This is a genomic window from Bacillus sp. 11C, assembly GCF_055486375.1.
In genome coordinates this window covers 187,785-201,309 of the sequence record NZ_JBUPVZ010000005.1, presented here as the reverse complement: position 1 = coordinate 201,309, position 13,525 = coordinate 187,785, and the positions used below count along the sequence as shown (strand labels likewise).

The window sequence follows — 13,525 nt, the reverse complement described above, 5'->3', positions numbered from 1 at the left end:
TAATTATACAACATATTAATTAAAAATCAATACTAAATTATAATAATTATAATTTAGATGAGCTGAATAGTTTTTTCTTTAGGATAGACTCCCATGCAGACCAAGGAAAAAGCGATCGGAATAACAAGGTGAGCTTGATGCCTTTTCCGATCGGGTATCGCAATTTCTTTAGATGCTGTTTTGTCGCCAATTGATATATGAGGTCGGCAACCTCTTGAGGATCTCCGCTTTCATCTGCGTTTTTTTCAACGTAGGAAAGGATCTTTTTGTAGTATTGATGATAGGCTGAATCGTCAGCAGGCACCGACATATAATGTGATAATGAGGTTGACCAGATCGATGTCTTGTATGAGCCAGGCTCGACCAATGCGGTTTGGATACCGAACGGAAGCAGCTCCGCACGCAGGCTCTCAGAAAAACCCTCCAATGCATGCTTAGAAGAGGCATAAGGCGACAGCGCGGGGAATCCGGTCAGACCGCTGATGCTGCTCATGTTTATAATCTTTGCTCCGCTATGCTTTCTTATGTAAGGCAGAACGGTTTTTGTCACATGAATTACTCCGAAGACATTCGTTTCAAATTGTTGTCTGAAATGTTCCATCGGGACATCCTCGACAAATCCCCCGTAAGCCGTTCCTGCGTTGTTGACGAGAAGATCAATGGGAGCGTAAGCGCTAACGGCGTTTCCAAATGAGGCGATGGATTGCTCATCGGTGACATCGAGAGCGGTAATATGAATAGAATCAGCCACATTGTGTGCTGCGGCCAATTCCCGAAGCTCTTCTGCTTTCTCAGGCTGTCTTGTTGTGGCAATCACGAAAAATGACTTGGCGAGCTTCACGGCTGCCAGCTGGCCAAAGCCTTTTGACGCTCCTGTTACGATTGCGATTTTTTTATTCATCATAAACCTCCTCATGTAACTGCTACAGCTATTGTACAATCATGAACGGAAAATGACGCTTATAAAAGAATTTTTATACAATAATTCGGAATTATTCTATAATAAAACCAAAGAAGGAAAGGGGTTTTATGTTATGGCGTTGCAAGGGGTAGACCAAAGATGGGATATTGATTCATTTTTTAAGGGCGGGAGCCAGTCAGAAGAATTCAAGGGATATATCGAAAAACTGTCACAAATCCTGCGTGCATTTCAAGACATGACGGATGCGTTTCAGGTGCCCGAATCGTCTGAAGAGGCTGAAGGGCTGACGGCAATACTTGATGTATTCGAACAGATATCCGTCAAGCTTCAGCAGGCCGGCGCTTTTGTCGCTTGTCTTCAGGCTCAAAATATCAGTGATCACAAGGCTAATGAGTATAAATCGCTGATGCATCAGCTTTCTGCAGATTTTCAGTCCTCTCTCGTCACATTAGATCATAAGCTTGTGGACATTGAACAAGACGTGTGGAATGAATTGTTAACAAAACCGGGATTATGCGATGTATCGTACATATTAAATGAAAGAAGACAGAGGGTCGCCGAAAAGCTCGGCCCCGGTAAAGAAAAACTGATTGGAAACCTTGCGGTGGACGGATATCACGCTTGGAGTGACTTATACAATATGGTTGTCGGGAAAATGACGATCCCGTATGAGGAAAATGGCGGGAACAAGCCATTGTCTGTCGGTCAGGCTGAAAATATGCTGGCTCATCAAGACCGTGCTGTCAGAAAAACAATATATGAACGTTTGCATCAAGCGTGGAAAAGCAAGCAGGATATTTTCAGCAGCACGCTGAATCATTTGGCGGGATTCCGGCTTGAAACCTATCATGCGCGCGGCTGGGAGGATGTCCTGAAGGAGCCGCTGCAAATCAACAGGATGAAAAAAGAAACACTGGATACGATGTGGCAGGTCATCACCGAAAACAAGCAGCCGTTCGTTCAGTTTCTGAACCGGAAAGCGTCCATGCTCGGTCTTGAAAAGCTCAGCTGGTACGATGTTGAGGCCCCAATTGGGTCTGATGGAAAGGTCTACTCATATGATGAAGCCGCAAATGTTATCGTCAGCCAGTTTTCAACGTTTGGCAAAAAGCTTTCCGCTTTCACTGAGAAAGCGTTTCGGGACCGCTGGATAGAAGCGGAAGACAGAAGCGGAAAAAGAGTCGGCGGCTTTTGCACGAGCTTTCCGGACAGCGGGGAATCGCGGATTTTCATGACATTTTCGGGAAGCGCCTCAAATGTATCAACGCTTGCCCATGAGCTCGGGCACGCGTTCCATCAGGAAGCGATGCTCAACGTCAGGCCGTTAAACCGATCCTACGCGATGAACGTAGCGGAAACGGCTTCAACGTTTGCCGAGATGATTGTGGCAGACGCGACTGTTCAGCAGGCGGAGACGAAGGAAGAAAAGCTTGTCCTTCTCGAGGATAAAGTGCAAAGAAGCGTTGCTTTCTTCATGAATATCCATGCCAGATTCCTATTCGAAACGAGGTTTCACGAAGAACGAAAGCGGGGAGCAGTACCGGCAGACCGTCTGAATGAGCTGATGGAGGAGGCGCAAAAAGAGGCATACTGCAATGCGTTAGGAGAGTATCATCCGCTCTTTTGGGCGTCGAAGCTCCACTTTCATATCACGAGGGTGCCGTTTTACAATTTCCCTTATACGTTCGGTTATCTGTTTTCTCTCGGCATTTATGCACTGGCGCTTGAAGAAAAAAACGCGTTCGAAGAGAAGTATATCGCGCTATTGCGAGATACGGCTTCTATGACCGTGGAAGATTTGGCGATGAAGCATTTGGGCGCTGACATTACGAAGCGCGGTTTTTGGGAGAATGCCATCAAGCTGGCTGTGCGGGACGCGGAAATCTTTTTGCAAATGACTGAATCTTAAAGAAAAGCCGTGGCGTCATACGCCTCGGCTTTTTCAATTCTTCTCTGAATGAGGATTTCATTCTCGGGACATACCTAAAACAAATGGGATTCTACAGGGGGGAAACATATGCATTTGATTAGAGCAGCCGGTGCTGTTTGCCTCGCAGTGGTTCTGATTGCGGGCTGCCGTCTCAATGAAGACCAGCAGCAGGCAAAAGGAGAAAATACAGCCGTCACCCAACTGAAGTCTGTTCCTTACAGCGATTTCTCGCTTCGGGTGAGTTACGGGGATGGAGAGCATGATCGTTATGAAGTTGTATATACAAAAAATGGAACTCGTGAAATAGCGGAAATACAGGATAAGCTCTCTGGCGTAAACCAGGAGGGGGAAGAAGCATTGGATGAGATGAAAATGATCCTGAGCGAGCTTTCCGTGACAGAACATATGGCGGAATCAGAAGTGATACACAGTGTGCTGGCAGCGTTTAATTTGGACAGCCATTATGACCATATCGACTTAAAACTAAAGCTGAAGAATGGCTCAATAAGAGAAATTAAGAAATAATCCTGTGATAAAAAACCCATAAACGCCAATTATGTCCAAAAAACTAATTGAAAATGATTTTCAAAGTCATTGTTTTCTGCTACAATGAGGGATATATGACCATATCAAATGGCTGAATATCGAATCACTTGCATTGATGACAATTGACTTAACACGCATGTATATAGAAAACGTGCAATACATAGTGCTGCTAAAAAGCCAGCAAAAAGGAGCGGTTATGGGTATGAGTGCAATTTCTACAGAAACGCTGAGCTTAGGATACGGGGATGCCGTTATTATTGATGAGTTGAATTTAACCATTCCAAAAGGTGAAATTACCGTATTTATTGGCAGCAATGGCTGCGGAAAATCGACACTTTTACGTTCATTAGCGCGTCTGATGAAGCCGAGAGGCGGTTCAGTGCTGCTGGAAGGAAGAGCGATTGCCAAGCTTCCAACGAAGGAAGTCGCAAAAGAGCTCGCAATCCTGCCGCAGGGTCCTTCGGCTCCAGAGGGGCTGACGGTGCACCAGCTGGTGAAGCAAGGAAGATATCCTTATCAAAACTGGCTGAAACAGTGGTCAAAAGAGGATGAGGCAGCAGTTGAGAGAGCGCTTAAAGCAACAAAACTTGAGGACATGGCTGACCGCGCCGTCGATTCTTTGTCAGGAGGACAGCGCCAGCGGGCTTGGATCGCGATGACGCTTGCGCAGGAAACGGATATTATCCTTCTGGATGAGCCGACGACGTATTTGGACATGACGCACCAAATTGAAATACTTGATTTGCTGTTTGAGCTGAATGAAAAGGAAGAGCGGACGATTGTTATGGTTCTCCATGACTTAAACTTGGCGTGCCGCTATGCGCATCATCTTGTGGCTATAAAAGATAAACAAATTTATGCTGAAGGCCGTCCGGAAGAAGTCATCACTTGTGATCTTGTGCAAAATGTGTTTTCTATGAACTGTCAGGTCACACAGGACCCGCTGTTCGGAACGCCTCTTTGCATCCCTCATGGCAGGGGCAGATGCATTGTCCGGGAAGCGGCTTTTACATCACATGGATAAATAAACGCCAGCTAAAGGAGCTTTCACTTGAGAAAGCTCCTTGCTGTTTTTTCGAAAGGAAGATGGAAAATGGAACAAAAACTTAAGGAACAGCTCGATGGATTGCTGGAGAAGTATACGGAGCTTCTGCTTGGTGAATCAAACAATGAGCTAAAAGAAGAAGTGAAGCAATGGATTTTGTACACGCATATAGCCAAAAGCATGCCGCCCCTCGCTAAGCATTGGAATGCGACATATCCTGACGCGAAGCAGGGCATTAAAGATGTCATTCAGCATATTAAGGAATTAAATGAAATGCATCGAAACAAATAATAATTAAAAAAGCAGTCTGCCAATCACAGCAGACTGCTTTTTTGTGATGCTGCCGTTTGATCTGGCGCGAAGGAATCCATAAAAGTCCGCAGCGCGCTGCTGATAAACGAATCTTTTCGGACAATAAATTCTGTTTTCATCTGTCTGAGAGCCTTAGGCAGCGGGTACAAGCGAATCGACCCTTCAGCCTCGTGTTTTTGCACAACCGTTCTTGGCAGCAACGAGATGCCAAGACCTGCTGTAACCCCGCCGATAATCGCTTCAAGCGTACCAAATTCCATCATGACCGGCTGTGTGACGCCGGCAGAGCGCAGCCATTTTTCAAGTGTTTCCCGATACGAACAGCCTGTGCTGTAAACGAGAATCGGCTTTGTGATGGCTTCCTCTGCATCGGATACGGAAGCTGCCGAAACAACCACTGGTTCTTCCTCAAATGCAGGATAGGACACGAGCTCGGGATGATTGCATTCACATCCGATAAAGGCGCCATCCAATTCATACCGGAGAACTTTATCAAGGAGAAATTGTGTATGACCTGTTGTTAAAGACAGCTGGACGTTTGGATGTTCTTCATAATATGAAGCCAAAAGCTTCGGAAGCCTTACTGCGGCGGTTGTCTGAGTGGAGCCGATCATAAGCGGCCCGCTTGGTTCGAGAGAGGATGAGAGCGCTTTAGACGCTTCATCCAGCAGGCCGATAATTTTATTGGCGTAGTCCAGCAGCAACTTTCCGCTTGCAGAAAGTGTCATGCCCCGATTATGGCGCAAAAACAGCATGGTGCCCAGCTCAGCTTCCAATTGCTGAATTCTGGCTGTGACATTCGATTGCACATAGCCAAGCTGCAGGGCTGCTTTCGTAATGGAGCCTTCACGGGCTACCATTTGAAACACACGTAAATCTCCGCTTTCCATTTTGAATTCCTCCGTTTGTTTGTTGCTATCAATCTGAGTGATAGCAAGTATCTTTAACAATCATTATACGTAACACCAAACCTAGATTACAATGGAATCAGCAAGATAATTTCATAAACAGCAAGGAGTGGCGGCAATGAATGTCATGAACAAAATAGCTCTCGTAACAGGGGGCGCAACAGGAATCGGAAGAGCAGCCAGTATAGAATTGGCAAAACGCGGAGCGGTTGTTGCGGTGAATTATTCACGTTCGCAATCCGAAGCGGAGGAAACAGTGGAAATGATTCGAAAAGATGGCGGGCAAGCCTTCTCCATACGAGCAGATGTATCAAAAAACAGCGAAGTGCAGGACATGGTTCACTCGATCGTAAAAACGCACGGCACGATTGATGTTTTAGTCAATAACGCCAGCATTACACGGCATATTCCAATGGATGATCTTGAAGCGGCGACAGAAGATGTCTGGGATGAGCTGTACGCTGTCAACGTGAAAGGGATGTTTTTCTGCGCGCGGGCAGTGGTTCCGTTCATGAAAAAAAGCAAGGCTGGAGCGATCGTAAATGTCGGCAGCATCGCAGGGTTAACCGGGGCGGGTTCATCTATGCCTTATGCAGTGTCAAAATCGGCGGTGCACGGTTTAACGAAATCATTGGCTCACGCCTTAGCGCCCGAAATCAGAGTGAGCGGTGTAGCACCGGGAGCTGTCGCAACGAGATGGTGGGCTGGCCGGGAAGAAAAAATGAAAAACATGATCGGCGCTTTGCCGCTGCAGCGTATTGCTGAACCGGATGATGTCGCCAAATTGATCTGTTCGCTTGTTGAACAGGAATCACTTACAGGTCAAATCATCACAATTGACAGCGGACAGACGCTGTAAAGAGAGGGGATGCGGGGGATGCCATTTGTACAGATTCATTTACGGGCGGGAAGAAGTGAAGCGTGGCTTCAAAAACTAAGCAGGACCATCCATCAATCGATGATCGAAGAAATCAATGTGCCGGAAGATGACTATTTTCAAGTCATCAGGCAATATGAAAACAGCGAATTTTTTTATGATCTGTCTTATCTGCGGGTCGAGCGTACTGATGAATTGATATACATTCATTTTACGTTGAAAGATTCAAGAACAACTGAACAGAAAAAAGCGCTTTACCACTCAATCGCAAGCCGGATTCAATCCGGGCTTGGTGTAAGAAAAGAAGATGTGTTTATCATACTGGCCGGAAATCAGGATGAGGATTGGTCCTTCGGAAATGGAAGGGCTCAGATGATCGAATAAAAAACCCCGCGGGTTGACCCGCGGGGCGCTCTATTAATGTGAAGGTGATTCAACGGCTTGTGCCGCTTTCTCTTTTACTTGTTCATCCGTTTTCTTATTCGATAGCTTGATAGGTTTTAAGAACAAGGTAAATACGGCTCCGACTGCGATAAAGATCAGGCCTGTATAAAACACGCTGTGGAGCGAATCCATCAACGATGTTTTTAAAATCGGTATAATATGGGATGAGAAAGCCGCAGGGATTTGTTTCAATGCGTCCGGACTGAACAGTGATTGCAGCAGCCCTTGCGGATTTGTATCAATCATACTCTTTAGCTGGTTGGCAAATGAGCTTGCCTGTGCCGGAAGTGAGTCTAAATACGGCACCAGTTTATCTGTTAATAAGTTTCCTGATCTCGCATTCATTACAGTTCCAAGCATGGTAATGCCGAATGTTCCTCCGATAGAACGGAAGAATTGGCTGGATGATGTGACAACCCCAAGCTCTTCTTTCGAAAAGCTTTCCTGTAAAGCCAGTGTCAGAATCGGCATAACCAGACCCATTCCCAGACCAATAATCGCCATATACGATGTAGCGACAAGCTTGCTCGTATCAAGACCCAAAGTCGTTAACAGCAGGAATCCTCCGGCCATAATCAGCATGCCTGTAATGATTTGCGGTTTAATGCCGATTTTGTAAACCAGCTGGCCGCCGATAATACTTGTAATAATCATTGAGATCATCATCGGTGTCATAATCGTGCCTGATTCAGACGCGCTTACACCGACAATTCCCTGCATAAAGAAAGGAACAAACGTAATTGCACCAAACATGCCGATACTCATAAAGAAACCGATCAAGTTTAAAAATGTAAACGTTCTGTTTTTAAATAGATACATTGGCAGGATCGGCTCTTTTGCTTTTGATTCTACGATAATAAAGCTGACAATGCCGATCAGCGCGAGTGCGAACAAGCCAAGAATCTGCCATGAACCCCACGCGTAATCTTTTCCGCCAAAACTTAAGGCGAGAAGGAGGCTGACAATCCCGACTATCATCGTGAAAATTCCAGCGATATCGAAGTTGATCGGACCAGTCTGCTGGCGGCCCTGTAACCCTCTGGCAATAAAAATAACCGCAATAATTCCGACTGGAAGGTTAATGTAGAAAACCCATTTCCAGTTTAGCGAGTCTACAATCCAACCGCCGATTTGCGGCCCAATCACTGAGGCCAGCCCGTAAATCGCGCCAAAGACCCCTTGGAATTTAGCGCGCTGTTTTCCAGTGAACAAGTCACCGATGACAATCATCGCCATCGGCATCATAATGCCTCCGCCGATTCCCTGCAGTCCGCGGAAAATAATCAATTCTGTCATATTGTTGGCCATTCCGCACAAAGCGGAAGCTGCCATAAAAATAATCAAACCTGATACATAGACAATACGCCGTCCCAATAAATCGGCCAGTTTACCGGCAATCGGAACGACAGTTGTTGATGTTAACAAATATGCAGTTGTTAGCCAGGTCATCATGCTCAAACCGCCCAGATCACCGACAATTTTCGGCATGGCCGTTCCGACAATGGTACCGTCAAGAGCTGAAAAAAACATGGCAATAATTAAGCCTGTGATTAATAACGTCCGTTTTGATTGTTTGCCTTCATTACTCATTTCATCCGTTTCCTCTTTTCATGTTTTGCTTTTCAATCCGTTTCCGCTGCAGCCTGTGCGAGCTTTTCTGTAATACGCGCCGCCTGAAGCATTTCCTCCTCCGTCAAGAAGGAAAGGTATCGCGCCATAATGGCTTTTCTGCCTGCCAAAACCTCCTCGAATTTTCCGTCTCCTTCATCAGTCAGACTGATGTCAATCACTCGCCTGTCTTTTGTGTTGTGTGTTCTGGTGATGAGATTTTTTTGTTCAAGGCGATCTGCCATTAACGTCACAGCGCTTGGCTTGACCTCCATCCGCTCGGCGATTTCAGAAATTTTGAGGCTGCCGTGTTTTTTTAAGCTGGCCAGCACAAACAGCTGGGCTGGGGTAACTCCTTGTTTCTCCATGCTTTCCAGCATTTCAGGCTGTATCTTTTGAAAGAGCGCCTGAAGTGATAATTGAATATCGGACATTAACTGATCCGCACTCTTCATGTTCATTTCCCCTCTATTACATAAACTGTATTTATATTTAAGATAGTAAAATAGTTAATGTGTATTAAATATAAATAAGTATTAATAAAAAGTCAACCAATTTCACATAAAAAAAGGATAGATGCCCTGAAGCACATCGTATCCTTTTTGCTCATGTATTTTATTGCTGATAAGGAGACTGCTGCTGAATGGTCTGCTGGAATTTTTGATAGGACTGCTGCAGCTTTTGGGCATCCTCCGCTTCGACAGAATACCATCCATATTGGAACATGAGGTCATACAGTTTTCTTTGCGTTTTTTGTGACTCATCAAAAATGGTTTGAATATCCTGATAGAGAGACTCATGGCTGAATTCGTTCAAGGCTGTACAATACGCAGTTGTCATATATTTTTCTGTTGTCAGCAGTTCGTTGACGAAATCTCTGTCATTCATCTCCGAAGTTGTCGGTACAGGTGTCTCCGGGTTGCTGATTTTCTGATTTTGCTGATTCATTCTGGCGCCTCCTTATTGGATGTAGCCGGACTGCTGTTGGCCTGGCTGCAGGTGCTTTAATATTCTTTGATAGTGGTCATGATGCATGTGTCCGACGCGGTCGAGTTCTTGTTTTAACGATTGATCCTGGCACTTTTGCGCCATGAAATGCGCTTTTTTCATCGCGAGCAAATTCCAGTTCAGCATGTCATTCAGATACAAATGATCTTTTGTCGAAATAACGGAAGGCGGCATTTGTGATTGCTGCTGATTGTCCATTGTGATCCTCCTTTGGTTTTCTGTTCAATATATAGTTTCCTTTAGTCCGGGAGTTATATGCAGGTGTTTTGAAAATGGCGGCAGGAGGGAGTCGGATGTTGAGACATATATTTTTATTCTTATCTCAAAATAAAGCACTTACCAAGTTCGCAAAAGCATACGGGCCGCGGCTTGGAGCACGAAGGTTTGTCGCGGGGGATACAATTGAATCGGCGGTTAAGGCTGTCAAAAGGCTAAATAGATCCGGTTTGTGCGCAACAATTGATTATTTAGGCGAGTATGCAGCTTCAGAAAAAGAAGCGAAGCAAGTCGCAGAGGAATGCAAGAAAGCCATTCAAGCCATTGCCCAGCATCAATTGGACTCAGAGCTTTCACTCAAGCTGACTTCAATCGGGCTTGATCTTTCAGAAGAACTTGCCCTTTCTCATTTGCGTGCCATTCTATCCGCTGCGAGGCAATATGGTGTTGCTGTGACGATTGATATGGAAGACTATTCTCATTATGAACAGACACTCGCTATCTACAGGCAATGCAAACAGGAATTTGAGATGCTGGGTACGGTGATTCAGGCCTATTTGTACCGGGCGGCAGAAGATATCAGAAATATGCATGACTTAAAGCCGAATCTCAGACTTGTGAAAGGCGCTTATAAAGAATCTGCGGCTGTGGCATTCCCTGATAAAAAAGGAACAGACCTTCATTTTCAGAGTTTAATAAAACTGCAGCTGTTAAGCGGGAACTACACGGCTGTCGCCACACATGATGATGACATCATTGCGTTTACGAAACAGCTCGTTGCTGAACATCAGATCCCAGCGTCACAATTTGAGTTTCAAATGCTATATGGCATCAGACCGGAGCGGCAGAAGGAACTGGCTAAGGAAGGGTACAGAATGCGAGTGTATGTCCCGTATGGAACGGACTGGTTCAGCTACTTTATGAGAAGAATTGGCGAACGGCCTGCCAATGCAGTATTTGTGCTGAAAGGAATTTTGAAAAAATGAAAGCAGCCGCGGGAAGCAGCTGCGTCATGATTGTTCCATGTTATGTTTTTTATATTGCTGATTTTGACTTGTCCGTTTTCCGCCGCCGTAATGCTGAGTCGGACCGGCATCACCTTTCACGCTCGCCGCGCTGACTGCCGCTGAAGACGGATCTTTTTTCTCTCGCACCATTCCCTTCACCTCCGGGCTTAAGTTGCCCTTCTTTTATAAGCTTCATGCAAAAAAATAACAAATTAGCTATTGAAGTCGAACCGAAAATCTTTTAAGATGAAAGAAGAAACGGGTTTCATTTTTTTTGTTCAAAAAATGAATGATTATTCATTCAATGTTCAAGGGGGATATCTCATGCACAAACACATTCGGAAGGCAGCCGTTTTAGGATCGGGGGTAATGGGTTCCGGGATTGCTGCGCATTTGGCTAATATCGGCATTCCTGTTCTGCTGCTTGATATTGTGCCGAACGATTTGACAAAGGAAGAGGAAAAAAAGGGGCTGACGAAGGACTGCCCGGAGGTGCGCAGCAGGCTGAGCCGGCAGGCGATGGAAAAACTGCTGAAACAAAAGCCCGCTCCTCTCACATCAGCGGAAAATACCTCCTATATCACACCTGGCAATCTGGAGGATGATGCAGCAAAGCTGAAAGAAGCAGATTGGATTATTGAGGTCGTTGTCGAAAACCTTGAAGTCAAAAAGCAAATATTCGCTCTTGTGGATGAACATCGAAAGCCTGGCAGCATCGTCTCAAGCAACACCTCCGGCATATCAGTACAGGAGATGGCTGAAGGACGGTCGGATGATTTTAAAGCCCATTTTCTCGGAACACACTTTTTTAATCCTGCTCGCTATTTAAAGCTGCTGGAGGTCATTCCGATTAAGGAAACGAACCCTGATATTTTAAAGTTTATGACAGCCTTCGGTGAAAATGTCCTTGGTAAAGGCGTCGTCACAGCAAAAGACACACCGAACTTTATCGCAAACCGCATTGGAACGTACGGGCTTCTCGTCACAGTCCAAGAAATGCTGAAAGGCGGCTATCAGGTCGGGGAAGTCGATTCAGTCACAGGTCCGCTGATCGGCAGACCGAAAAGCGCGACCTTCAGAACGCTTGATGTTGTCGGACTCGATACATTCGCCCACGTCGCCCGAAATGTGTATGACAAAGCGGACGGAGACGAGAAAGAAGTATTCCGCCTGCCGGGTTTCATGAACGATATGCTGCAGCAAGGGTGGATCGGAAGCAAGGCCGGCCAAGGCTTTTATAAAAAAGAAGGAAAAACGATTTATGAGCTTGACCCAGTGACGCTTACTTATGGCGAACGGACAAAAATGAAAACAGCGTCACTTGAAGCGGCAAAACAGGCAAAAGGAACAAAAGCCAAAATGAAAGCGCTTATTTACTCGGATGACAGAGCCGGCAGACTGCTGTGGAATATCACATCTCAAACTTTGCTTTACTCAGCCGAACTGCTTGGGGAGATTGCCGATGATATTCATGCGATTGACCAAGCCATGAAGTGGGGATTCGGCTGGGAGCTGGGCCCGTTCGAGATGTGGGACGCCATCGGCCTCAGGCAGTCGGCGGAAAAGCTAGAACAGCTTGGAGCGAAAATGCCTGACTGGATCAAAGACATGCTGGACAAAGGAAATGAAACCTTCTACATCAGAGAAAACGGAACGGTATTTTATTATGACCGCGGCGAATATAGAGCTGTGAAAGAAAACAAAAAACGCATTCATTTACAAACGCTCAAGGAAACAAACGGCGTGATTGCGAAAAACAGCGGAGCAAGCCTGATCGACCTTGGAGATGATGTGGCCCTTCTTGAGTTTCATTCAAAAAGCAATGCGATCGGGCTCGATATCATTCAAATGATCAACAAAGCATTGGAGGAAACAGAGCGGAACTACAAAGGCCTTGTCATCGGCAACCAAGGGAAAAATTTCTGCGTCGGCGCCAATCTTGGCATGATCTTAATGGAAGTTCAAGATGACAATTTTCTGGAAGTCGATTTCGTGATACGTCGTTTCCAGGAGACGATGATGAAGATCAAATACAGTGCGAAACCGGTTGTCGCCGCTCCATTTGGCATGACGCTCGGCGGAGGAACCGAAGTATGCCTGCCGGCGGCGCGCATTCAAGCAGCAAGCGAAACCTATATGGGGCTTGTGGAATCGGGTGTCGGCCTCATCCCTGGCGGAGGAGGAAACAAAGAGCTGTACATCAACCATCTTCACCGCGGTCTTGATCCGATGAATGCGGCGATGAAAACATTTGAAACGATTGCGATGGCGAAAGTGTCCGCTTCCGCCCAAGAGGCTCGTGAGATGACCATCTTAAAAGAAGCGGATCCCATCAGCGTGAATCAGGACCACCTGCTGTACGATGCGAAGCAGCTTGCCGCATCTTTATACGATACAGGCTGGCGGCCGCCTGTAAAAGAAAGGGTCAAGGTGGCGGGAGAAACCGGTTATGCGGCACTATTGCTTGGCGCGGAGCAAATGAAGCTGTCCGGTTATATATCAGAGCATGATTTCAAGATCGCGAAAAAACTTGCTTATGTCATTGCCGGCGGACATGTGCCGTTCGGTACAGAGGTTGATGAAGAATATTTATTGGAGATCGAGAGAGAAGCGTTTTTGAGTTTGGCAGGAGAGGCGAAATCTCAAGCGAGAATGCAGCATATGCTTGTGAAGGGTAAACCTTTACGGAATTAGGAGGGAGC

General features: G+C 46.0%; 14 protein-coding genes and 1 pseudogene. 8 read left to right on the top strand and 7 right to left on the bottom strand.

All coding sequences use genetic code 11. The annotated features are described in order from the left end of the window. Window positions 1-46: 46 nt before the first annotated feature. Complete coding sequence (locus tag ACY3LV_RS09755; RefSeq protein ID WP_333560852.1) at window positions 47-901, bottom strand: oxidoreductase; 855 nt, start codon at window positions 899-901, stop codon at window positions 47-49. 133 nt (window positions 902-1,034) lie between these two features. Between ACY3LV_RS09755 and ACY3LV_RS09750 the strand changes: the two genes are divergently transcribed. The 4 genes from ACY3LV_RS09750 to ACY3LV_RS09735 all read left to right on the top strand — a co-directional run bounded on the left by ACY3LV_RS09750 (window position 1,035) and on the right by ACY3LV_RS09735 (window position 4,734). After that, window positions 1,035-2,831 (top strand): M3 family oligoendopeptidase, encoded by a 1,797-nt coding sequence (locus tag ACY3LV_RS09750; RefSeq protein ID WP_464863696.1) that lies wholly within the window; start codon window positions 1,035-1,037, stop codon window positions 2,829-2,831. A 108-nt stretch (window positions 2,832-2,939) separates the two neighbouring features. Continuing rightward, a complete protein-coding gene (locus ACY3LV_RS09745) occupies window positions 2,940-3,377 on the top strand; it encodes a YusW family protein (RefSeq protein WP_464863695.1) in 438 nt (145 codons plus the stop codon). Window positions 3,378-3,594: 217 nt separating this feature from the next. Next, window positions 3,595-4,422: an ABC transporter ATP-binding protein gene (locus ACY3LV_RS09740; RefSeq protein ID WP_148964060.1), complete on the top strand. Its 828-nt coding sequence runs from the start codon at window positions 3,595-3,597 to the stop codon at window positions 4,420-4,422. A gap of 27 nt (window positions 4,423-4,449) precedes the next feature. Then, the gene (locus tag ACY3LV_RS09735) at window positions 4,450-4,734 is read left to right on the top strand and encodes a YusU family protein (protein ID WP_333560849.1); all 285 of its coding nucleotides are present in this window, start codon (window positions 4,450-4,452) and stop codon (window positions 4,732-4,734) included. Window positions 4,735-4,757: 23 nt separating this feature from the next. Here the strand turns inward: ACY3LV_RS09735 and ACY3LV_RS09730 are convergent, their stop codons facing one another. Continuing rightward, the gene (locus ACY3LV_RS09730; protein ID WP_464863694.1) at window positions 4,758-5,645 is read right to left on the bottom strand and encodes a LysR family transcriptional regulator; all 888 of its coding nucleotides are present in this window, start codon (window positions 5,643-5,645) and stop codon (window positions 4,758-4,760) included. 136 nt (window positions 5,646-5,781) lie between these two features. Between ACY3LV_RS09730 and ACY3LV_RS09725 the strand changes: the two genes are divergently transcribed. Then, complete coding sequence (locus tag ACY3LV_RS09725; protein WP_464863693.1) at window positions 5,782-6,522, top strand: SDR family NAD(P)-dependent oxidoreductase; 741 nt, start codon at window positions 5,782-5,784, stop codon at window positions 6,520-6,522. 18 nt (window positions 6,523-6,540) lie between these two features. Continuing rightward, the gene (locus ACY3LV_RS09720) at window positions 6,541-6,924 is read left to right on the top strand and encodes a tautomerase family protein (RefSeq protein ID WP_464863692.1); all 384 of its coding nucleotides are present in this window, start codon (window positions 6,541-6,543) and stop codon (window positions 6,922-6,924) included. 33 nt (window positions 6,925-6,957) lie between these two features. On the opposite strand, the gene mdtP is transcribed toward ACY3LV_RS09720, so the two are convergent. The 4 genes and pseudogenes from mdtP to ACY3LV_RS09700 form a co-directional block, all read right to left on the bottom strand. Continuing rightward, window positions 6,958-8,574, bottom strand: a complete 1,617-nt coding sequence (mdtP, locus tag ACY3LV_RS09715) for a multidrug efflux MFS transporter MdtP (protein WP_464863691.1) — start codon at window positions 8,572-8,574, stop codon at window positions 6,958-6,960. A gap of 1 nt (window position 8,575) precedes the next feature. Beyond that, window positions 8,576-9,047 (bottom strand): annotated as a pseudogene (mdtR, locus tag ACY3LV_RS09710) (MarR family transcriptional regulator MdtR). A gap of 160 nt (window positions 9,048-9,207) precedes the next feature. Beyond that, complete coding sequence (locus ACY3LV_RS09705) at window positions 9,208-9,540, bottom strand: spore coat protein (protein WP_087991082.1); 333 nt, start codon at window positions 9,538-9,540, stop codon at window positions 9,208-9,210. Window positions 9,541-9,552: 12 nt separating this feature from the next. Further along, window positions 9,553-9,798 carry a hypothetical protein gene (locus tag ACY3LV_RS09700; protein ID WP_071577484.1) on the bottom strand — a complete coding sequence of 82 codons (246 nt, stop codon included), beginning with the start codon at window positions 9,796-9,798 and terminating at the stop codon, window positions 9,553-9,555. Between the two features lie 95 nt (window positions 9,799-9,893). Between ACY3LV_RS09700 and ACY3LV_RS09695 the strand changes: the two genes are divergently transcribed. After that, the gene (locus ACY3LV_RS09695; RefSeq protein WP_464863690.1) at window positions 9,894-10,802 is read left to right on the top strand and encodes a proline dehydrogenase family protein; all 909 of its coding nucleotides are present in this window, start codon (window positions 9,894-9,896) and stop codon (window positions 10,800-10,802) included. A 24-nt stretch (window positions 10,803-10,826) separates the two neighbouring features. On the opposite strand, the gene ACY3LV_RS09690 is transcribed toward ACY3LV_RS09695, so the two are convergent. After that, window positions 10,827-10,973 carry a YuzL family protein gene (locus tag ACY3LV_RS09690; protein ID WP_087991079.1) on the bottom strand — a complete coding sequence of 49 codons (147 nt, stop codon included), beginning with the start codon at window positions 10,971-10,973 and terminating at the stop codon, window positions 10,827-10,829. Window positions 10,974-11,147: 174 nt separating this feature from the next. On the opposite strand from ACY3LV_RS09690, the gene ACY3LV_RS09685 reads away from it, so the two are divergent. After that, window positions 11,148-13,517, top strand: coding sequence for a 3-hydroxyacyl-CoA dehydrogenase/enoyl-CoA hydratase family protein (locus tag ACY3LV_RS09685; RefSeq protein WP_464863689.1), 2,370 nt, complete (start codon window positions 11,148-11,150; stop codon window positions 13,515-13,517). Window positions 13,518-13,525 lie beyond the last annotated feature (8 nt).